Raw genomic sequence first — 21799 nt, 5'->3', positions numbered from 1 at the left:
TCGAGAGCACCGAGCCGTCAGCGGCGATGAACTTGACGATGTAGTCGCCCGGCACCAGGCCGCTGAAGTTGTAGTTGCCGTTGGCGTCGGTCACCTTGGTGTCGACCAGCGTGCCCGGCATCTCATCAACACAGGTGTAGAGCTCGACCGTCACACCGGCCTTGCCCACTTCGCCTGCGTCCTGAACGCCGTTGCCGTTGGCATCGACCCACACCCGGTCACCGATGCTGCCCGTCTCGTAGAAGCCGGCATCGACCGTGGTGTTGTTTTCGCCCGAGGTCAGCGTGTAGCAGCCGGTGAAGCCGTCCGCACCTGCGTCGGAGTCGAATGCGTCGTCACCCACGTTGGCGGTCGAGAGCACCGAGCCGTCAGCGGCGATGAACTTGACGATGTAGTCGCCCGGCATCAGGCCACTGAAGTTGTAGTTGCCGTTGGCGTCGGTCACCTTGGTGTCGACCAGCGTGCCCGGCATCTCATCAACACAGGTGTAGAGCTCGACCGTCACGCCGGCCTTGCCCACTTCGCCTGCGTCCTGCACGCCGTTGGCATTGCTGTCGACCCACACCTTGTCGCCGATCGAGGCGGTTTCCGAGAAACCGGCATCGACGGTGTCGATGGTCTCGCCCGAGGAGAGCGTGTAGCAGCCAGTGAAGCCGTCCGCACCTGCGTCGGAGTCGAACGCGTCGTCGCCCACGTTGGCCGTGCTGAGCACCGAGCCGTCGGCGGCGATGAACTTGACGATGTAGTCGCCCGGCACCAGGCCGCTGAAGTTGTAGTTGCCGTTGGCGTCGGTCACCTTGGTGTCGACCAGCGTGCCCGGCATCTCATCAACACAGGTGTAGAGCTCGACCGTCACACCGGCCTTGCCCACTTCGCCTGCGTCCTGAACGCCGTTGCCGTTGGCATCGACCCACACCCGGTCACCGATCGAGGCATAAACCGGCTCGACGGTGAGCGTGAAGGTATTCGGAGTCTGATCGGTATCCTGCCCCGGGCACTCGCCGGCCACACCACCATCATCACGGACCTGGAAGGTAAAACTGGTGTCACCGGTAAAACCGTCGGGCACGAAAGTGAGCTTGCCGGCAATGATGTCGGCCACATTGATCTCGTCACCGACGAATACCTGACTGCCATCCAGCAGCACCTGCCCACCGGCAGGGAGTGTGGAGATGATCACGCCTGCAAAGGCATCACCTTCAACGCTGTCGACGAAGCCGAAATCATCTACACCGAATACGTAGGCGGAATCTTCGCCGATTACTGCGCCACCGTCGGCCCCGTCCGGCGCGTCATTGACAGCCGCGACGGTAACATCGACATCGAGAGTGATGACCGCGCCCGCATCGTCGGTCGCGAGGATCCGGATCGGCAGATCACCATTGAAGTTAGGCATCCCCGACAGATCGATTTCGATGGTGTCGGCATCTACCTTGACGAGATAACTGCCGACGGGTGCGGGCACGTAATTGCCGCTGGCATCCTGGACGTACAGCTGGATCGTCAGCGGGTTTGTCGGCGTGTAACCCGCTTGCTGCAACAAATTGTAGAGCTCAAAGGATCGTGTTGTGTCTTCGCAGAGCGAAACACTCGTAGACAACGCAATGTTTGCCATCTAAGGAGCCTCGATTTTTCATTTTATAAGTTGCGGCTGCCCGCCTGAGCGGGCGGCCACTCTGACCTCGGCTGAGGGCAATGCAAGTTCCGGGCCGCCCAATCATCACAATCTGTTACACAACGGGAAATCAATGCCTTAGCGAAATGGCCTATGAAGCAGTGCACGCCCGCCACAGAGGTTGTCATCCCCCAATGTAAAATAATCCGACATCCTGACGCGCATCCCGCCCGAAAAAACCCACCCCAATCAATAAGTTAAGATTTGTTTCTCGACCAGGGTACGGGACGCCGCACACCTTCCCGATATCACCCGAACGTGAAGTTTGTGGGTGCGATGAGGATTTGCATGTGCCACCATCCGCCCCGGCTGCGGCCGATCTGCAGCCCCGCCAACCACCCGACAGGGCACCATGTCAAATCTCAACGAATCACCGACGACACACCAGCAGCCTGACGCCCTGCTCGACCGGCTGATCTTTCTTGCACGCTTCTTCGGCCAGACAGTCGAAGCCGGCAGAATCACCGGCGGCGTGCCGCTCGCCAGCGGCCGGATCACGCTTGCCGAACTCGACGAATGCGCTGCGCGAGCGGGATTGACCCTCAGCTCGGCACGAATCCCGCCGAAACAGATCCGCGCCTCGATGTTGCCGGCATTGCTGGTGGATGAAACCGGCGATGCGCTCGTGGTACTCCATCGCCGTGGTGACGAAGTCGAGATCGCCGCCGCCGGGATCGACGGTTCGCGCTGGATCAAACTCGAACTGCTGCAGCGCGAGCACCCGGGACGCTGGTTCTTCGCACGACCGATTTTCCGCTTCGACGCCCGCAGCCTGCTCTACCACCTGCCCAGGCCGCGACGCTGGTTCTGGGACGCCTTTCTGGCCAACCGCTGGATCTACGGTTGGGCGCTGCTCGCTACCGTGCTGGTAAACATGATCGGCGCGGTCATCCCCTTCTACACCATGGCGGTCTATGACAGAGTCGTTCCCAACAACGCACTCGACAGCCTGTGGGTGCTCACCTCCGCGGCAGTGGTGATCACCCTGTTCGATCTGGTGATGAAGCTGTTGCGCAGCTACCTGGTCGAAAGCGCGGCGCGCAAGGCCGACCTGGCGATGTCTTCACATGTCTTCGCTCATGCGCTCCAGCTGCGCGCCGCCAGCCGCCCGGCATCGGGCGGGGTGTTGGCGAACGTGGTCCGCGACTTCGAGTCGGTACGCGAGTTCGCCTCGTCCGCAACGCTGAACCTGCTCGGCGACATGCCTTTCATGATCTTCTTCCTCGTCGTCATCGCACTCATCGGCGGCTGGATGGTGGTCGTTCCGCTGGTCATGATTCCGATCACGCTGGGCGTTTCGTGGTGGCTCCGCAAGCCCATTTCGGCTGAGCTCTCCTCCAACATGCAAGAAGGGGCCCAACGCACCGCCCACCTGTTCGAGGTGATGAACGGCCTCGATACGGTAAAGGGGATGGGCGCCGACGCGTGGGCCCGTCGCAAGTGGGAAATGCTCACCGTGAAGATTTCCGAGAGCACCCTGCGCATGCGCGAGTGGTCGACCTTCGGCAGCAATTTCTCGACGACGATGTCAGGCCTGTCAACCGTACTGCTGGTCATGGTCGGCGCCTTGCTGATCGCCGACGGCAAGCTCTCCCTCGGCCAGCTGATCGCGGTATCGATGCTGTCGAGCCGCGCGCTCGGGCCCGCAAGCCAGATGGCAGGGCTGATCCTGCGTTCGCAGCAGGTGAAGATGTCGCTGGAAGCGCTGGACAAGATCATGATCTCGCCGATCGACGAGCACAGCGGCGCGCTTCACATGCCGACGCTCGAAGGCCGGATCGAATTCCGCGATGTGCATTTCGCCTACCCCAATTCCCCACCGCTGCTCAAGGGACTCAACCTTCGCATCGCGCCCGGCGAGAAGGTCGGCTTCATCGGACGGATCGGTTCGGGCAAGAGCACGCTGATGCGCATGCTGCTCAACATCTACGGCCCCGACCAGGGATCGGTGCTGATCGACGGACTTTCGGTCAAGCAGATCGAGCCGCTCAGCCTGCGCCGGCAGATCGGCTACGTTCCTCAGGACGTGGTGCTGTTCCATGGCGACATCCGCGAGAACATTCTGCTCGGGGCCAGCGACGTCAGCGACGCCGACCTGCTGCAGGCGATTCGCGGGGCCTGCCTCGAGGACACCCTCACGCAACTCCCCCAGGGCCTGGGCAGCGAAGTCGGCGAGCGCGGGGAACGGCTTTCGGGCGGTCAGCGGCAGGCCGTCGCCATTGCCCGGGCTCTGGTTCGCAGGCCACGTCTGCTGTTGCTGGACGAGCCGAGCAGCATGATGGACCCGGCCACCGAATTCCAGCTGATCCAGAACCTGCGCAAGATGCCCGACCTGACGATGCTGCTGGTCACCCACCGCACGGCAATGCTGCCGCTGGTTGACCGGCTGGTGGTTCTGGATCAGGGGCGGGTGGTGGCAGACGGACCACGCGACGAAATATTGCGCCAGCTTCAGGCCGGCACCCACACCAGCAAGGGACAACAGGCAGCATGAGCGGAAATATGCAGCACACCCAGACGCTCACCACACATCACGATTTCGACCGCGGTCCGCGGCGCGCGGTCATCGTCATGCTGGGGCTGATCGGGGTCATGTTCGTCGTCGGCCTGCTATGGATGAATTTCGCCAGCCTCGACATCTCGGTTCATGCAGCGGGCAAGGTCATCCCGAGCAGTCGCGTGCAGCAGATTCAGAGTCTCGAGGGCGGCATCATCGAAGCGCTCGCGGTGCACGAAGGCCAGCACGTCCGCAAGGGCGAGCTGCTCGCCACGGTTCAGAACATGCAGTTCGCCTCGGAACTCGGCGAAGCCCGCCAGACCTATCTCGCCGCACGCGCATCGATCGCGCGTCTCGACGCGGAGCTCAAGGATCAACCGCTGGTCTTCCCCGACGAGGTCGTGCGCGAGGCACCGAACATGGTCACCGAACAGACCGCACTGTTCCAGTCGCGACGGCAGGAACGTCAAAGCGTTGCCGAAACGCTCGACCGCCAGCTGGCCCAGCGCCATCAGGAGCTCGCCGAGGCTCAGGCACGGGTGCAATCGCTGGAAGGCCAGATCGTTTCGGCGCGCGAGGCACTCGCCATCGAAGAACGGCTCGGCTCGCGCGGCGCAGGTGCACGCAGCGATTACCTCGCGGCCCGCGAACGTTTCGATGGCCTCCAGGGAGAACTCGACGGCGCCCGCATCTCGGTGCGGCGGATACGCTCGGCGGTGGGAGAGGCACGGGCCAAGCAGCAGGAAACGCAGGCTCGCTACGAATCGGAGTCGAGCCGCGAGCGCGCCGAGGCCGAGCAACGTGCAGCGGCGCTGGGCGAGCAGCTCACCGCCCGTGAGGACCGCGTCAGCCGGCGCGAACTGCGCGCTCCGATGGACGGGATCGTGAACCGCGTGCTGCTCAGTACGGTAGGCGGCGTCGCGAAGGCCGGCGAGACGATCATCGAGCTGGTGCCGGCGGAAGACACGCTGCTGATCGCCGCGCGGGTCAAACCTTCGGAAATCGCCTTCATCCACGCCGGGCAGGACGCCCAGGTGAAGGTCACCGCATACGATTCGTCGATCTTCGGCGTGCTCTCCGCGAAGGTGCTGCGCGTCGGTGCCGACGCCCTCAAGGACGAGCGCCAGGACCTGTCCTATTTCGAGGTTTTCCTTGAAGCCGACCGCAACTACCTCGGCGCGCCCGAAGAACGCCTGACCATTTCGCCGGGCATGGCCACCGACGCCAGCATCCACACCGGCAAGCGTACGCTCATGGAATACATGCTCAAACCGATCGTAAAAACCTTCGACAAGGCGCTGCGCGAACGATGAAATCCCGCTCGAATCCCAATGGCGTGCGCTGCGGCCGCGCCATCGCATTCGCCATGCTCGCCGGCTTCGCCTGGCCTGGCGTCGCCGCGCCACTGCCCGAGGTTGTCCAGCAGGTGCTTGATGCGCACCCGGACGTCCGCTCGGCGCAATCCTTGCTCAAGGCCTCCGACGAGGTTGCCAGGCAGGCACGTTCAGCCTTCTACCCGACCTTCGGTCTCGACTGGCGAGCCGCCGACTCGCGCGACGAGCAACTCGGCAACTCCCTCGACCGTTCGATCAGACGCTCAGAAGCGGTGCTGAGCTGGAACCTGTTCCGCGGTGCGGCCGACCTGCACCGCAGCCGCAGCGCAAGCGAAGACCGTGAAGCGGCGCAGGCCGATCTCGACTCGGCCCGCGAGCAGGTGGCACTGAGAATCACGGAAGTCTATCTGGACGTGCTGCGTCAGCAGCAGCTCCTGATCCACAGCAGCAGGTTGCTCGAGGACTACCGACAGCTGCGCGACCAGATCGAAGTGCGCGCCGCAGCCGGACGCATTTCGCAGGCCGACGTCGAACAGATCCGGGTCAATCTGATCGAGGTCGAAGCCCGCCACACCCGCATTCAGGCGGATCTCGCCAGCGCCGAATACCGCTTTACCCGGATCACCCGCCTGCCAGCCGAGAACCTCAGCCTTCCCGGCTTCATGGCACGCGAATGGGACCAGGACTCCCTGCTCGATCTCGCCCGCGAGCACAACCCGCGACTCCAGGCAGCATTGCGTCGCGTCAAGGCACGCAGCGAGGATATCGGGGTGGCGCGCGGCAGCATCCTGCCGAGCATCGACCTCGAGCTGCGCAAACGCCTCTCGGCAAAAATCGATCCCGCGCAGCTGAGCGACACGGTCGACTCCACGCAACTCACCGTGGCACTTCAGATACCACTCGGCGGTGCCAGCTTCAGTCGCGTCAGCGAAGCGGCCGAACGACGCGATGCGGCCCAGGCGGCCGCCGATTCGGCCCGTCTCGACATCGACACGCAGCTTGCCCCGCAACTCAACGAACTCGAACAACTACGCAAGATCCGGGGCCAGCTGATCGAACGGATCAAGGCCAGCCATCGTCTGGTCGATGCCTACGCGCTGCAGTTCGATGCCGGCCGCCGCTCGCTCTCCGATCTCGCCAATGCGCATACCGACCGCTTCAACGCCCAGAGCGAACTACTGGACAACAGCGTGCGCCAGTTCAATCTGGAGGCGGCACTGCTTGCCCTGACCGGTGAGTTGCGCATCGCGCTGGCGGGCAACTACGTGCCGGCGGCCTTCGATGTCGTACGGAACCCCGAGGCGCCCGATGCCACCAGGGCGAAAGACGATGACACCCGGGCAACACCGCCGGCCGCGGAGAATGCCCCAACGCACGGGATGCCCGCCGCTGAGATGACGACGGCGCTGGGGTTCGACGCAGCGGCGCTGGTAACCGCCTGGGCCGCCGATTGGTCTTCCGGCGACTACCCGCGTTACCGGAGTCACTACGTCGCAGACTTCCGCTCCAGGGCGCATGCGACGACCCGCGAATGGGAGCGCGAGCGACGCGAGCGGCTTGCCAAACCAGGCATCCACGTCGACGTACGGGAGATCACCGTCGCGGCGCTGCCCGACGGACGCATGCTGACGAGCTTCATCCAGAACTACGCCGCCAGAGGATACAGCGACACCGTCAGCAAGCAGCTGCTCTGGGAACACGGTGCCGACACCTGGCGGATCGTCGGAGAAAGTACCGACTGAGGCCGCATCAACGCCTGCGGCTCATCACCAGGACGCCCGCAATCACCAGGGTCGCGCCGAGGACCTGCACCGGGCCAATCGACTCGCCGAGCAGCAGCCAACCGAGCAACATCGTGACCACGGGGCCGGAAGTACCCGCAAGGGCCACCGGCCCCGCGCCGATCCGCCGGATCGCCTCGGAAACCAACCAAACCGGCAACACCGTCGAAAACGCCGCCATCGCCAGCGACAGGCCATAGACCTGCCACGGCAGCGCCAGGCTGGCGAGCGGTCGCGTGAGCAGAAACTGCCCAATGCACAAAAGGCACGCAACGGTACTCGCCCAGGCCGTCACCCGCGAGCTTCCAAGCCGCCCGACCACCTCGCCGTTTCCCATCAGATAGAGCGCATAGGAAAGTGCGCTGCCGAACACCAATGCACAGCCGAGCAACACCTCGCCGGCTTCGCCAGCTACGCGCAAGTCATGCACCATGGCCAGCCCGATGCCCGAATAACAAAGGCATAGCGCCGCGACTGCCCTGCCCGTGACCGGTTTGCCGAGAAACGCGGCAGAGAGCAGGATCACCAGGGTCGGATAGATGAAGAGAATGAGTCGCTCGAGCGCCGCGGTGATGTACTGCAGGCCGAGGAAATCCAGATAGCTGGCGAGGTAGTAGCCGAACAAACCCAGGCCGAACAACGCCGCGAGGTCACGCCGGTCAAGCCGGAACGAGGCTTTCCGCTCGGCCTTCCAGCCCATCAGCAGGAAGAAGGGCAGCGCAAAGGCCATGCGCAATGCCAACAGGCCGACCGGGTCGACACCGTACGGATAGGCCAGTTTGACCAGGACGGCCTTGAACGAAAAGCCGACAGCCCCGAGCAGCGCGAACGCCATCCCGAGGCGGGCGCCTCCATCGCTGGTCGCGACCATGCCCGCGGCGGGCTGATCGTTTGTCCTTGCAGCCGTCGCCCGCGGCGAACCCATGCGCATGCCTCCTCCCCTCTTGCCATGCCCGCCAACAGGTGACGAACGAGGTTCGACATGATGCCGCAAACCGAAGCTCGGGAAACAGCTCAGGACCTTGCGTGGTCAAAATTGCATTCGACTATGCCACGTCCAAGGCGCAAGCTTCGTCGCACGGCACTACACTGCCTACGCGCCAGCACAACAAGGATCCAGCCAGCCCATGCCCCAAGCGCCGTTCGCTCCCCGGAAAGATGCCGATGAACTGATCGCGGAATGCCGAGCGACGCTGCTGTCTACCGTGGAAGAGACCTTTCGCGCGATGCGCATGAGCGATGACGCCTGGCTGGCCACGGCACGCAGCGCGGCCGGGCAGCGCTTCGACGAACTCAGCGGAATTCGCGACCGTCGTGGATTCGAGATCGCGCGAGGACTTACCGCTTCACGCATCAGCCTGATCCACGAGGAGGACCTCGATTTTTCCATCGAGCTTACCGAGTTGGCTCGCCATCTGCACGATCGGCTCGAGGCTGAGCTGATCCCCTTGAGCCAGCGCATGCGCATAATCTTGAGCCAGACGGAAGTCATCCCGGAACAACTCCCTCAGGGTCCGGAAACGGCATGTGAAGCCTTGCGTGCCCTCGCCGGAGCGGCCGGCCTCGAGACCGAGGCGCGCATGAAACTGCTGGAACGGCTACGCGAGCCGCTTGCGCAGCACCTCGGAGCCCTTTACGAACGACAGAACAAACGACTCGATGAGGCCGGCATCAAGACCAGCCACGCGCCCCCTCGCCGACCCGCGGAAACCCGCTCCCTCAGCCCGGCCGAGCTTGTCACGAGCAACGCGAACGCTGCCGCCCAGCGCACGGCACTGGGTCGCCTGCAGCAAGCCTTGCTCGCCCGGGCGCCCGAACGGCAAGCTGCCACACCACCGAATCCGCAGGTCCGGCAGCGTTTGCTCACGGCACTCGAACCGGTGGCCCCGACGGAGGACAGATCCGCACCGGCCAACACGCTCGCTCAAGGCACGCCGCCCGACCTGAATGAGCTCTTTCAACAGCTGCCCGCACACAAGGCCTGCACCGTGGAGGCGGTCTCCCAGCTTTTCAACACCGTCTCGCTGGATACAAACCTGCCGCAGACCATACGCGATCTGCTCGGACAACTTCGCGCCCCATTGCTCAGACAGGCCTTGCTAAACGATCGCCTGCTCGAGGATCCGGACAGCATGGCACTCGCTCTGCTCGACAGCGTCGCCACGGTGGGCTACTCGCTGCCGCTGGCGCTTTCACCCAGGGACGACACGGCCCAGGCGCTAGGACATGTCGTCGCCCCGCTGCGCTCGCCGAAGGCCGACGAGATCACCTTCAGCCAGGCGCTCGGCTCCGTCGCCTTGATCGCGGCAGAGCAAACCCAGCGTGCAATCGCGCTCGGCCTGCCGCATCACGAGCAGGCAAAGCGCGCCGAGCGCAAGGAGGTGGCCCTGCAGACCGCGTCCAAGGCGATCCGCGCGCTGATCCAGAGCGACACCCATGCCGCGGTCAGACAGCTGCTTGAAACCTACTGGGTCCACCTCCTCGCCCAGGCAGCCTCGCGCCACGACGCAAACGACCAAGGCTGGCGGGAGCGCCTCGAAACGGCCAACCTCCTGATCCGCAGCGTATCGCCGCACCCCACCCAGACCACCCGGCAAGCGCTGGTCCACGGCCTGCCCGGACTGATCGCGAGTTTGCGCAAGGGCCTTGCCGATCTCGGGCTCGACGAGCAGAAAGTGGGGCTCGCGCTCACGCCGTGCATGAATTTGCACGCGGCCCTCATCGCCGGCACGCCGATGCCCGATCTGAGCTGGACGAGCCCCCGGCGGCCCGCCAGCCTCGGCGGCAGCAGTGAGCCGGGCGGACTTCGGATCCTCCTGCATGGGGGGCACCTGGCAGAAGAGCCGCGCATCCCCGCCGCACTGCCAAACCTTGCAGTAGGCGAGCGCGTGCGCGCCGAACTGGCGGACGGCACGGTATTCGACGGCATGGTGGCGTGGCGTGCTCCGCGCGGGCAGGTGCTGTTGCTTGCCAGCCCGCGCACCAGTTGCTGCCTCGCCATCAGCCTGCGGGCCCTGGCCGAACTCGCCGCGGGCGGCAAGCTGCGGGTAGGGCGCCCCTCACTCGCAGAACGGACGGCCTCGCGGGTGCTCGCTCAAGACGCCAGGGATGACGAGTAAGCGCGTCCGGATTCAGCGACGGCGACTACTGCCACCCAGCAAGGATCCGAGTACGCCCCGGACGATCTGCCGGCCGACGGATGAGGCCATGGTGCGCGTGAGCGTCTTGGCGGCGGTCTGGACGAGTCCATCATGCTGGCCGCCACGCGGGCCGGTGTGACCGAAGAGGATGCCGGACAGACTGCCCATCAGGCCACCCTCCTCCGAGCCCCCCGCACCCCCGGCGGGTTGCGCATCCGCCGCGGTCCGCGCTTCGGGCGCAGCCGCCCGGAGTTTCTCGTAGGCGGACTCGCGATCGAGCACCTGCTCATAGTGGCCGTACAGCAGCGACCCCTTCACGACACGTTCGCGCTCGTCCGCATCCATTGGCCCCAGACGCGATGCCGGAGCAATCACCGAACAGCGCTCGACCACATTCGGCCTTCCCTTGGCATCGAGAAAAGAGATCAGCGCCTCGCCCACGCCCAGCTCGGTGATCACCTCGGCGGCATTGAAGGCAGGATTGGCCCGCATGGTCTCAGCCGCAGTCTTTACCGCCTTCTGGTCCCGCGGGGTAAACGCCCGCAGCGCATGCTGAACCCGGTTGCCGAGCTGACCGAGCACCGTGTCGGGCACGTCGAGCGGATTCTGGGTAACGAAGTAGACCCCGACGCCTTTTGAGCGGATCAGCCGCACCACCTGCTCGATCTTCTCGAGCAGTGCCTCGGGCGCATCGTTGAAGAGCAGGTGAGCCTCGTCGAAGAAGAACACCATTTTCGGCTTTTCCATGTCACCGACTTCGGGAAGATTCTCGAAAAGCTCGGACAACAGCCACAGCAGAAACGTGGAATACAGCTTGGGCGAGTTATAGAGTTTGTCGGCCGCCAACACATTAATCACGCCCCGGCCGTCGGCGTCGGTTTGCATCAAATCGTCGATATCGAGCATCGGCTCGCCGAAGAACTTGTCCGCACCCTGCTGCTCGAGTGTGAGCAGGCCACGCTGGATCGCGCCAATCGAAGCGGTCGAGACATTGCCGTACTCGGTGGTGAACTGTTTCGCGTTCTCGCCCACGTACTGGATCATCGCGCGCAGATCCTTGAGGTCGAGCAGCAAGAGGGCATTGTCGTCGGCGATCTTGAAGACCAGTTGCAACACACCCGATTGCGTTGCGTTGAGATTGAGGAGTCGCGACAGCAGCAGCGGCCCCATGTCGGAGATCGTGGCGCGCACCGGGTGCCCGGATTCACCGAATACATCCCAGAACACCACCGGATTGGCGCGCGGCTCGTACTCGGTGATGCCGATGGCGTTGAGGCGCTTCATGAGCTTTTCGGAGGCCACGCCAGCGGCACCGACCCCGGAAAGATCCCCCTTCACATCCGCCATGAATACCGGCACGCCAATACTCGAGAACGATTCGGCAAGCTTCTGCAGCGTCACCGTCTTGCCGGTACCGGTGGCCCCCGTGATCAGTCCATGACGGTTGGCCAGTTGCGGCAGCAGGGCGATTTCGGTGTCGCCGGACTTGGCGATGACGAGCGGGGCAGCCATTGCGATGATCTCCTCGGGTTCCTGAATCTGAGCGCTGTCAGCATACCCGAGGCGGGACCGGTCGCGCAGGCGCCGGGCCGGTCGGGCACGAATGTTTATCTCGCCCCGGCCTCACTCGGGAGCACACGCTTCGCTCACTGGCCCGAGCGTGCGGCGTCGCACTCGCTCGAGCATTGCCGGAACGTGCTCATGCACGCGTCGCTGCGGCCGCAGTGAAAAAGATGGTCACCACAGCGGTGCACGCAAGCATCCCATTGCTCACTAGCGGCGCTTGGGGCACCCGGGATACGCAAGGCCTCGCTGCGACAGGCGCCGAGGTCGAACCCTCTGCGCGGCCCTGGCACCTGGGCCCACTCTGCATCCGAAAAATCGAGCTCAGCCTGGATCGCCGCGAGATCACCGGAGTGCGACAGCAGACCGGATCGGCTCAGCGTGGTGACACCCCAGCAGTCTGCCCGCCGGGCCTGCGAGAGGCTCAGCGCCGAGCCCGCCGGATAACCGAGATTCAGCGCTGCACAGGCCTGCGCGTACAGAAAAAGCCGGGTCCGGTCGCTGAGTCGCGACAATGCGGTCGGGTTGTAACGGATCACCGCACCGCCAACGCCCTCCATCGACTGCACCACTGCAGGCAACGAAAGATCCTGTATCGACTGCACCTTCCGTCCACGGTAATCGGTACAACCATCGTAGGTCGTTCCTGCCGCCATCGCCCCGGCGCCGGCCAGTATCAACGCGCCGGCCAGCGCCGCGCGCACGCTTGCCACGCTCATGACCGCCCTCCCAATTGAAGTGCTCGAACACTTTCCCGCTGCGAAACACCCCGAATCTAGCAGACCTTGGCGGCCTTGGCGCCACCGCCATCCCACCGTGACACGGCTCCGGCTCGAAGTTCGCTTCGCCGACGCGCTATACAGCCTCGCCGCCGGCGGCAATCGTGGCGGGCCGCCAGGCCGCCGCGGTGCTAGAATTCCGCGGTCGAATTTTCACGCTTTTGGAGCATTACCCTATGGCCGGACACTCAAAATGGGCCAATATCCAGCATCGCAAGGGTCGGCAGGACGCCAAGCGCGGCAAGGTCTTCACCAAGTTGATCAAGGAAATCACGGTCGCCGCCAAGATGGGTGGCGGTGACATCACCGCCAACCCGCGCCTGCGCCTCGCAGTCGAAAAGGCACGCGGCGAATCGATGCCCAAGGACAACATCGAGAACGCCATCAAGCGCGGTACCGGTCAACTCGAGGGCGTCACTTACGAGGAAGGCCGCTACGAGGGCTACGGCATCAGCGGCGCGGCCGTGATCGTCGATTGCCTCACCGACAACAAGACCCGCACGGTCGCCGACGTCCGCCACGCCTTCTCGAAGTACGGTGGCAACATGGGCACCGACGGCTGCGTTGCCTTCCAGTTCAAGCACTGTGGGCAGTTGATGTTCGCCCCCGGCACCGACGAGGATGCGCTCATGGACGCGGCGCTCGAAGCAGGTGCCGAAGACGTGATTACCAACGACGACGGGTCTATCGAAGTGGTGACCGGCCCCTACGAGTTCTCGGATGCGAAAGCCGCACTCGAGGCTGCCGGTTTTGTCGCCGAATTTGGCGAGGTCACCATGAAACCGCTCAACGAAACCGAACTCGAAGGCGACGACGCAGTGCGCATGCAGAAACTGCTCGACGCGCTTGAATCACTCGACGACGTTCAGGAAGTCTATACCAGTGCCGTCATGGATGACTGACCCGAACTTGCGCGGCGACCAAGGCTCGTCCGCGCCCCATGCCAAATGAAAGACTTTCCCGAATCCGGCGAACGCCGCAAGAACATGCGCCTGCGCGAACTTTTCGAACAGGCCTATGAGCTCATTGCCCCTTTCTACGACGACGAACAAACATGGGGCGGCCACCCCCTGAACGGATTTGCCTTCCACACGCTGCGCGACCGTATGCCGGAACTGTCCGAGGCGGAAGCGCATATCATCGTCATTGCGGCCGCGAGAGCGAAGGGAGAACGCAGCCCCCGTTGAGCACGGCCAGAAAGCAAAAAAGAGCCGCCCCGAAAGGCGGCTCTTTTCATGTCACGACCATGAAATCAGCGACGGCGACGAAGCGCGCCAGCGCCCAGCAGACCAAGTCCGACCAAGGCCAGTGTGGCAGGCTCGGGGATCGGATTCAGCGGGGGAGTCACGTCCGGATCCGTATAGGCCAGACCAAATGCGTCGAGCGTGAGATCCCAGCCGGTAGCACCGTTGATTACCAAAGAAAGCGTGCCACCCCCATCAAGCGCACCGTCCGCGATCCCGAAGGTCAGGTCCGCGCCGTTGGTGCCACCGGGAATTGCGAACGCGGCCAGCGGCGAACCTTCGAAGCTGAAATCGAGGTTGGTCGGGTTTCCATCAGACTGGACCACAGTAAACAGGAAGCTGAGGTCGGACGAACCACTCGGAACCAGACCTGCGGCCACGTTCCACGAAAGGGTTACGGTTGAATCGACACCGGAACCGTTCGAGACGCTGAAAAGACCGCCCTGCACCGAAGCGACTGCGGTGTTGAAGATGGTTTCTCCAGTGATATTCGATATCTCGAGGGTACGACCGTAATCGGTCGAAGTGGGGGCCGCCGACGTAACACCGTAGGCACCAACGGCAGGGGCACTGAAATCGTCGATAAGCACGGTGCCGGCATTCGCGGCGAGCGACGACATGGCTGCCAGCGCTGCAACTATTAATTTTTGTTTCATATTGAATCCCGTTTTATTTCGTTCAGATTAGAAAGCGACAAGCTCTCGTACGGCAAATAAATTCAAGGCAAGAATCGCGCCAAATTCATATCTGACTGAATTGAATGAATTTAACGCCATGAAACAAACGGCAATGTAAAATAAACCGACATGTTAATAGCATTAACGGTTAATTTGTGTAAGCAATCCGCCTACACGAAATTCATACCCGCCCCCATCTGCACTAAAAATACAAACGCATCGCAAAAAATTCAACACATGTTCGCAAATTTTCCGGGTTAATTCCGGATGCGGGTGGTAGCGTCCCGATTGGGTAATTGAAGATTGGGCCAGGACAGGGCGGTCGCCCCGACATCGTGGTGCACCAGCCGATACGGCCCGCAATTGGAGACACACAATGCCGGCATCGAAGTATGCGCTGATCATCGCCATCGGCGTGGTTGGTTTGAGCGGATGCGGGGGCGGGGGCGGAAGCTCCGCGGTGAGGCCATCAGGCGGAGGATCTGCCGGTACTACGACCCTGCCGCTATCCTCGGGTATCGCGCGACTGGACGGCGGATCGGCCAACAACGTGAGCTACTCCATCGCGTTCGGTGGCACGGAGACCGACGTTACCCTGACCCCGACCATTGACGGATCCGCCATTGCGCCGATCGTCTACTCGGCGGCCGATGCGAGCACCAACAATCCGGTATTGAAGCAGTTCGCGTTTTCGAAGGCAGGCGCAGACGGAAAAACCTATGACCTCGCCGTCATCGGCACACGTAGCGCAACCGAAACACTTGCATATGCGCGCTACGGATACTGGGCGCAGCGCCCGAACGCGACCGGCACACCCGACATCATCGCCGCCTTCCACACCGGCTCGGCAACCCCGCTGGCCGGCGTACCGGCCGGCGGCACAGCCACATACACCGGCCTCTCGGTCGGCCAGTTTGTCGACACCGGCATCGACGCCTCTACCGATTACGCGGCGACCATCAGCCTGAGCGTCAACTTCAGCGCCAAGACGATCAGCGGCACGCTCAGCAACTTCACCGGCATCAGTTCGTCATCCGGCGCGCTTGCAGCGGCCGTTACCGGCACTGTGTCGGGCAATCAATTCAGCGGAACGATGGTTGCAAACGATGCGGCCACAACACTGGGCAACGGCACCATGAGCGGCAAGTTCTATGGTCCCGCAGCGGAAGAAATGGCGGGCACCTACGGCATCGCGATAGGCGCAAATCAGGGCATGATCGGCGCCTTTGGCGCGCGACGCCCCTGAAGAACCGCACGCGGGGACGCAACAGGCCCGGTCGCCTGAGGCGCTGCCTGATTTCGGCATTGCTGGTCTTCGCGCCAGTGCCGGGAACTGCCTCCGAGACCGATCAGCTTCGCAACGCGATCGCGGCCGGCAACTGGCCGCTCGCGGAGTTCGAAGCAGCCCGGCTCGCCGACGAGAAGGTAACCGATCCGGTCGATTACTACTTCCTCGTCGGCATGCTGGCCCAGGTTCGCGACCAGCCGGCCCGCGCGGCACAGGCCTTCCGCAAGGCGCTCGCAATCCGCCCCGAAGTCCCGCGCATCCGCCTTGAACTCGCCCAGGCACTGTTCAACATGGGCGACGATGAAGCAGCGCGCTTTCACTTCGAGCGCGTGCTCGCAGCCGAGCTTCCCGACGAGGTTGCCGACAATGTGCGTAATTTCCTCGCCCGCATTCGTCAGCGACGCGGCTGGCTTTTCGATCTTTCGCTCGGCTACCTGTCCGACAGCAATGCAAACAGTGCCAGCCGGCTCGACACCCTGCAGATCAACGGACTGGTTTTCCAACTCGACGAGCGCGCCCGCCAGACAACGGGAGAAGGCATGCTCATCACCGCCAGCGCCAGCTACACCGGCGACCACGGGATGCATGCCTGGGGCGAGCTGCAGCGCCAGGACTACACGCGCAGCGAATTCGACGACATGCAGTTACGCACCGGCGCGGGAATCAAGCAGAGCGGCCCGCGCACCGAGTGGTTCATCGGCCCCTTGCTGGGCTGGCGCGAATACGGCAATGCCGCCTACTCGAGGGAAATCGGCTTGCGCACATCGGGCCGCCGCCAGCTCTCGACGACGTGGTGGCTCGAAGGCAGCGGCGAATGGACCTATCAGCACAACTTCCGTTATCCGTCGCGAAGCGGATCCCGCACCTGGCTCAGCCTGCGGGCGATCCGCAATCTCGATGCGCGTTCTGCGATTGCGCTCGGCGTCGACTTCCTGCGCGAGGGAAGCGATGACCCGCAACTCGCCAGCACGACGCGCGGACTCTCAGCCAGCTATTTCGCCGACTGGCCTTACGGCATCAGCGCAGGCCTGACACTGAGCCACCAGCGCATCGACTACGATGAGCGCCAACCCATTTTCGATCAGAACCGCCAGGATCGGCGCAACAGCCTGACCCTGCGTCTCGCGAATCGCCATTGGCAACTCGGCGGATTCATGCCGGTACTGAGCATCTCGCGCATCGAAAATCACTCCGGGATTGCCTTCTTCGGTTACCAGCGCACCGTCTTCCAGATTCTCGGCGAACGACGTTTCTAAAGCCACGGCGGGTGTGCTGTAGCAGAATCCACCTGTTGCCCCTTTCGGGCCGGAGTCTCCGCGTGCTCACGTCGTTTCACCCCCTGCCAAAGGCCTTGATGCCCCTGTTGTTCGTACTCCTGTGGAGCACCGGATTCATCGGCGCAAAGTTCGGCCTGCCTTATGTCGAGCCACTTACTTTTCTCTGCACGCGCTACCTGCTGGTAATCGTCCTGATGGCCGCACTGGCCTTCATCAGCCGTGCTCCGTGGCCCCGCTCGGCGGCGCAATACGTACACATCGGCATCACCGGGGTGCTGGTGCACGGAATCTACCTGGGCGGCGTATTCATCGCCATCTCGCATGGCCTGCCGGCGGGCGTGACCAGCCTGGTGGTGGGTCTGCAGCCGCTACTGACCGCGCTGGGCGCCGGCTGGCTGCTCGGCGAGCAGGTCCGCGGCCGGCAATGGCTCGGTCTCGCAATGGGTTTCGGCGGGGTCGCGCTGGTGGTCGGCAGCAAGCTGGGCGGCACCAGCGTGCCCACCTTCGGCGCGATGTTGCTGCCGGCACTCATCGCGCTACTCGGCATCACCGTCGGCACGCTCTACCAGAAGCGCTTCTGCCCGAGCTTCGACCTGCGCAGCGGCGCGGTGATCCAGTTTCTGCCCACGCTGCTGCTCACCGCCCTGCTGGCCCGCACCACCGAGACGATGCAGATCGACTGGAGCGGGGAGTTCGTCTTCGCGCTGCTGTGGCTGGTGCTGGTACTGTCGCTCGGTGCAATCAGCCTGCTGAATCTGCTTATCCGCAGCGGAGGCGCAGTCAACGTGGCCTCGCTGTTCTATCTCACCCCACCGTGCACCGCACTGGTGGCCTGGGCGGTGTTCGGAGAGACACTGAGTGGAACCGCGCTCGCGGGCATGGTAATCGCAGTCGCGGGCGTCGCCCTAGCAAGGCGACAATAGGCCGCCTCCCGTAGAATCCGGCCATGCATCCACTGGGCCCTTCCGCCTCCAGCGTCGTCGCCACGCGCATCCTCGGACTCGATCCGGGGCTGCGCATCACCGGCTTCGGCGTGATCGACAAGCTTGGCAGCCAGCTGCGCTATGTCGCCAGCGGCACCATCAAGACCCGTGACGGTGCATTGCCGGGGCGCCTCAAGACGCTGCTCGACGGCGTGCGCGAGGTCGTCACCACCTACCAGCCCGACCAGGCAGCGGTCGAGATCGTCTTCGTCAATGTCAATCCGCAATCCACCCTGCTGCTTGGCCAGGCGCGCGGGGCGGTGATCTGCGGCGCGGTCTCGTGCGAGGTCCCGATGTCGGAATACACCGCGCTGCAGATCAAGCAAGCGGTGGTCGGCTACGGCAAGGCGCGCAAGGAGCAGGTCCAGCACATGGTGCAGCGCCTGCTCTGCCTCGACCAGTTGCCCGGCCCCGATGCTGCGGACGCGCTGGCCTGCGCGATCTGCCATGCCAACAGCGCCACCGACGGGGCCGGCCTGCCGGCCCACGGGCGCCGCCGGGCCGGACGACGGCTCGCCTCGATCTAGCCCAGCAGCGCCGCGAGAATCCGTTCGCGGCAGCGCCGGTCGAGCACGGTCGCATCGATCCACGCAAATCGCCCTGGCGGTGCGGCCCTGGTTTCTTCCTCCGCAACGGCGCGGTCGGTGAGCGCATCGTGCAGCACGACCACACGCACCAAGCCTTTTGCCGCCGCGAGCACGCCCAGTTCGAAGCGGCAGCCCTGGTTCGCAGCCGCGAAGCCGCGCAGATCCATGAGTACGACATGCGCCTGGCCCACCAGCGCGTCCAGCGCCGCCTGCCAGGTGTCGTCGGTGCAGTAGCATTCGTTCACCCTGAAACGACCATCAGGATCGGCGGCCAGGTCGAAGTTGCCGACGCGCGCGGTGACCGCCGCAGGTGTGTCGATGAAGCGCTCGGCGAGGCGGCGCGAAAGAAAAGCGAAGATGTCGTCCGGATCTACGGTATGGCTCACCAGATCGGTGCCGGCGATCATCACCGTGTTGCCGGTCTGACGCCAGCGCTCGACCACCGCATCGAACAAGGCCGCCACCTCGGCATCGCGCCGGAACACTCGCAATACCAGCAGCGTGGGTGGGTCGGCCGGCGGCCTGAGCCAGCCTCCCGCCAGCGACAGACCCACGGGAATCCACAACCACGCCAGCAGCTCGGCAAATGCGCCGAGCCCGATCCGCGAGTGCGTTGCCGGCAGAGCATGAGCAATGAGCACGACCAGCCAGAACACCCCGAACAGGTAGCCCAGCTCGGAAAAACGCTTGTCGCAATACCGCCTGGCGAGCCAGCGCGCAAGGCCGGCGAGTGGCCAGCCGACCGCCAGCCACGGCAGCAGCGCGAAAAGCGCAATGGCCGGTATCGCACCGATCGCATCGACAACCGAGAGCAGCGCCTGCGGAGGGGCGTCGACACTCTGCGCGAGCCACTCAAGGGCGAGCATCGAGGCCGCCATGAGACTTGCACACACTGGAAAAAGGAAGGGGGAGACTGCGCGGATGCGGCCGCTGCTGGCCAGCGTCACCAGCGCGACCAGCGGCACCACGGTGCTCCCCAGCAGCCACAGGAATACCGTCACCACGGACTGGCGCTCGGTGGAGCTCACCATCACCAGTGCGGTGATCGCCAGCATGTAGGCCAGCACGGCAAGCGCGGTGCGGCGCAGCGACCAGCGCCACAACAGACCCAGCGCGGGTACTGCCGGCCAGCTCTCGAGCAGCGTCATCACCAGCAGCTTGCGCGGACCATAACCGCCCTCCGGGTAGACGAAGCTCAGTTCGAACCACGCCAGGCTCAGTCCGACCGCCACCGAGATCGCGCAGAGAACGACCGACAGCCGGAATGTCATGCGGCGGTTGCAGGCGAAATCGATGAGCGAATTGGCCGGCGGCCGGGGCGACAAGCGCGTCGGGGCATGACGATCGGGCCCGCCGTCGCGGGCCGCCGGCGCCAGAGCACGCATCAGCTTCAGCATGCGCCGCCGGTAGACACCAGCGACCGACCACCCCAGCGCGGCCGACAGCGGTAGCGCAAGCAGCATGGCAAAGATGATCTGCCCGTCGACGTAGCTCATCAACGCACTCGCAGCGCTTCCAGCTGGCGGTCGTGCAGGCGCGTCAGCGCGAGCAGCGCGGTAATCGCACCGATCAGCGCCATCGCCATGTCGGACTGGGTATCCCAAGGGTCGCCCTGGGTGCCGAGAAACTCGACCGCCCCCTGCCCCATCGCCACCGCGGCGCCCCATTCGATGAGCTCATACACGGCAGAGATGGCCAGGCATACGCAGCAGACCAGGAGAACAGCCAGCCACCCTTGCCCAGCACGTGCTTTCGCAGGAGGATTTCGCGGGCCACCAGCGCCGGCACGAAGCCCTGGAAAAAATGGCCGACCCGGTCATACGGGTTGCGCTCGAAACCGAACATGTCCTGCAGCCAGAAGCCGGCAGGCACATGAGCATAGGTATAGGTTCCACCCACTATCAATACGAGTGCATGCACCGCGATCAGGATGTAGAGCAGCGGCGTCAGCGGGAAGCCGGAGCGGGTGGCGAACAGCAGTGGGATCGCGACCATCACCGGCAACACCTCCATGAGCCAGGTGACCCGATCGGCCGGCGACACGGCCGAAATTGCCAGCGCCGCGATCACGATCGCGAGCAGGAAGACTTGGAGGCGCGATTCGCTCCTCATGGCAACTCCCGCTTGGGTAGACGAGCCGGATTATCACGGAAAGCGGCATGGTGCGACAGCCCGCCTCTGCGCCGCGGCGCGCACCTGGCCGGTCGGTGCGCTTGACCTTCGCACCTCGCACGCCAAGAATCGAGACTTCAGACCTCCGGACCGCCCATGCTCCCCGCCGAAACCCTCTTCGCCTTCCTGGGCATTTCCCTCGTCATCACCTTCGCGCCGGGGCCGGACAACCTCATGGTCCTGTCGCAGAGCCTCTCGCGGGGACGATCGGCGGGTTTCGGCATTGCGCTTGGCTGCGCGCTCGGCTGCGTGACGCACATTCTGTGGGCCACGCTGGGGGTCAGCGCGGTAATCGCCTCATCGCCCCGGCTCTTCCTTGCGCTCAAGCTGGCGGGCTCGCTCTACCTGCTATGGCTCGGCATCCAGGCCCTCAGGAGTCCCGGCGCGACGCTGAAGGCCGCGGACGCCGCGCGCGCAACCGAGCCGTGGCTGCGCTATCTTCGCCGGGGCTTCATCGCCAACGCGATCAACCCCAAGGTGGCCCTGTTTTTCCTGGCCTTCATGCCACAATTCCTCAAGCCCGAACTCGGCCACCTGAGCCTGCAGATGGTGCAGCTCGGTCTGGTTTTCATCGTGCAGACCATTGTCGTGTTCGGTCTTTTCGCCTTCGCGGCAGGCAGTCTCGGCCGTCTGCTGGCCCGCCGGCCGCGCATCGCGCCCTGGCTTGATCGCGTAACCGGCGGGGTGTTCATTGCACTCGCCGCGCGCCTGGCCTTTGTACGCTGAACCATGCGCGGAAAGGCCGTGAGCGGGATCGCCACAGCACAACCACCTCCATCCTTCAACACCGCTCACCCCTGAA

Annotated in this window: 17 protein-coding genes and 1 pseudogene; 11 read left to right on the top strand and 7 right to left on the bottom strand. The window is 64.2% G+C overall.

The annotated features are described in order from the left end of the window. The coding region (locus tag GQB03_RS12615; RefSeq protein ID WP_235027049.1) for an SdrD B-like domain-containing protein at positions 1 to 1543 on the bottom strand (1543 nt) is incomplete at its 3' end. Positions 1544 to 2027: 484 nt separating this feature from the next. On the opposite strand from GQB03_RS12615, the gene GQB03_RS12610 reads away from it, so the two are divergent. The 3 genes from GQB03_RS12610 to GQB03_RS12600 are packed head-to-tail and all read left to right on the top strand — an operon-like array spanning position 2028 to position 7248. Continuing rightward, positions 2028 to 4169: a type I secretion system permease/ATPase gene (locus GQB03_RS12610; RefSeq protein ID WP_159689672.1), complete on the top strand. Its 2142-nt coding sequence runs from the start codon at positions 2028 to 2030 to the stop codon at positions 4167 to 4169. Continuing rightward, entirely contained in the window at positions 4166 to 5485 is a 1320-nt protein-coding gene (locus GQB03_RS12605; RefSeq protein ID WP_159689669.1) for an HlyD family type I secretion periplasmic adaptor subunit, read from the top strand. Before GQB03_RS12610 ends, GQB03_RS12605 begins: the two co-directional genes overlap by 4 nt. Then, positions 5482 to 7248, top strand: a complete 1767-nt coding sequence (locus GQB03_RS12600) for a TolC family protein (protein ID WP_159689666.1) — start codon at positions 5482 to 5484, stop codon at positions 7246 to 7248. Before GQB03_RS12605 ends, GQB03_RS12600 begins: the two co-directional genes overlap by 4 nt. 7 nt (positions 7249 to 7255) lie before the next feature. Here the strand turns inward: GQB03_RS12600 and GQB03_RS12595 are convergent, their stop codons facing one another. After that, on the bottom strand, positions 7256 to 8212 hold the full coding sequence (locus tag GQB03_RS12595) for a DMT family transporter (RefSeq protein ID WP_327516813.1): 957 nt from the start codon (positions 8210 to 8212) through the stop codon (positions 7256 to 7258). Positions 8213 to 8414: 202 nt separating this feature from the next. Between GQB03_RS12595 and GQB03_RS12590 the strand changes: the two genes are divergently transcribed. Continuing rightward, the gene (locus GQB03_RS12590) at positions 8415 to 10406 is read left to right on the top strand and encodes a DUF1631 family protein (RefSeq protein WP_159689664.1); all 1992 of its coding nucleotides are present in this window, start codon (positions 8415 to 8417) and stop codon (positions 10404 to 10406) included. A 12-nt stretch (positions 10407 to 10418) separates the two neighbouring features. On the opposite strand, the gene GQB03_RS12585 is transcribed toward GQB03_RS12590, so the two are convergent. Both GQB03_RS12585 and GQB03_RS12580 read right to left on the bottom strand, forming a co-directional pair. Next, positions 10419 to 11939: a helicase HerA-like domain-containing protein gene (locus GQB03_RS12585; RefSeq protein ID WP_159689661.1), complete on the bottom strand. Its 1521-nt coding sequence runs from the start codon at positions 11937 to 11939 to the stop codon at positions 10419 to 10421. 134 nt (positions 11940 to 12073) lie between these two features. Continuing rightward, positions 12074 to 12709 (bottom strand): hypothetical protein, encoded by a 636-nt coding sequence (locus GQB03_RS12580; RefSeq protein ID WP_159689658.1) that lies wholly within the window; start codon positions 12707 to 12709, stop codon positions 12074 to 12076. Positions 12710 to 12945: 236 nt separating this feature from the next. Here GQB03_RS12580 and GQB03_RS12575 point away from each other — a divergent pair, with 236 nt between their 5' ends. After that, entirely contained in the window at positions 12946 to 13671 is a 726-nt protein-coding gene (locus GQB03_RS12575) for a YebC/PmpR family DNA-binding transcriptional regulator (RefSeq protein WP_159689656.1), read from the top strand. A gap of 45 nt (positions 13672 to 13716) precedes the next feature. Beyond that, positions 13717 to 13956 carry a hypothetical protein gene (locus tag GQB03_RS12570; RefSeq protein WP_159689653.1) on the top strand — a complete coding sequence of 80 codons (240 nt, stop codon included), beginning with the start codon at positions 13717 to 13719 and terminating at the stop codon, positions 13954 to 13956. Between the two features lie 65 nt (positions 13957 to 14021). On the opposite strand, the gene GQB03_RS12565 is transcribed toward GQB03_RS12570, so the two are convergent. Beyond that, positions 14022 to 14669 (bottom strand): PEP-CTERM sorting domain-containing protein, encoded by a 648-nt coding sequence (locus GQB03_RS12565; RefSeq protein ID WP_159689651.1) that lies wholly within the window; start codon positions 14667 to 14669, stop codon positions 14022 to 14024. Positions 14670 to 15066: 397 nt separating this feature from the next. Here GQB03_RS12565 and GQB03_RS12560 point away from each other — a divergent pair, with 397 nt between their 5' ends. The 4 genes from GQB03_RS12560 to ruvC all read left to right on the top strand — a co-directional run bounded on the left by GQB03_RS12560 (position 15067) and on the right by ruvC (position 18765). Further along, complete coding sequence (locus GQB03_RS12560; RefSeq protein ID WP_159689648.1) at positions 15067 to 15936, top strand: transferrin-binding protein-like solute binding protein; 870 nt, start codon at positions 15067 to 15069, stop codon at positions 15934 to 15936. Between the two features lie 59 nt (positions 15937 to 15995). Then, a complete protein-coding gene (locus GQB03_RS12555) occupies positions 15996 to 17234 on the top strand; it encodes a porin family protein (protein ID WP_159689645.1) in 1239 nt (412 codons plus the stop codon). Positions 17235 to 17332: 98 nt separating this feature from the next. Then, entirely contained in the window at positions 17333 to 18178 is an 846-nt protein-coding gene (locus GQB03_RS12550) for a DMT family transporter (protein WP_159689726.1), read from the top strand. Positions 18179 to 18201: 23 nt separating this feature from the next. After that, positions 18202 to 18765, top strand: coding sequence for a crossover junction endodeoxyribonuclease RuvC (gene ruvC, locus GQB03_RS12545; RefSeq protein ID WP_159689643.1), 564 nt, complete (start codon positions 18202 to 18204; stop codon positions 18763 to 18765). Here ruvC and GQB03_RS12540 read toward each other — a convergent pair. Both GQB03_RS12540 and GQB03_RS23225 read right to left on the bottom strand, forming a co-directional pair. Next, entirely contained in the window at positions 18762 to 20321 is a 1560-nt protein-coding gene (locus GQB03_RS12540) for a DUF2339 domain-containing protein (RefSeq protein WP_159689641.1), read from the bottom strand. The genes ruvC and GQB03_RS12540 overlap by 4 nt on opposite strands. Positions 20322 to 20458: 137 nt before the next feature. Continuing rightward, positions 20459 to 20820, bottom strand: a pseudogene (locus GQB03_RS23225) (DUF2238 domain-containing protein); the annotation flags it as partial. Between the two features lie 273 nt (positions 20821 to 21093). Here GQB03_RS23225 and GQB03_RS12530 point away from each other — a divergent pair. Beyond that, positions 21094 to 21723, top strand: coding sequence for a LysE family translocator (locus tag GQB03_RS12530; RefSeq protein WP_159689638.1), 630 nt, complete (start codon positions 21094 to 21096; stop codon positions 21721 to 21723). Positions 21724 to 21799: the final 76 nt, after the last annotated feature.

The organism is Cognatazoarcus halotolerans, from assembly GCF_009800965.1.
Classification (GTDB): Bacteria; Pseudomonadota; Gammaproteobacteria; order Burkholderiales; family Rhodocyclaceae; genus Cognatazoarcus; species Cognatazoarcus halotolerans.
This window is presented reverse-complemented; position numbering and strand designations above follow the sequence as displayed.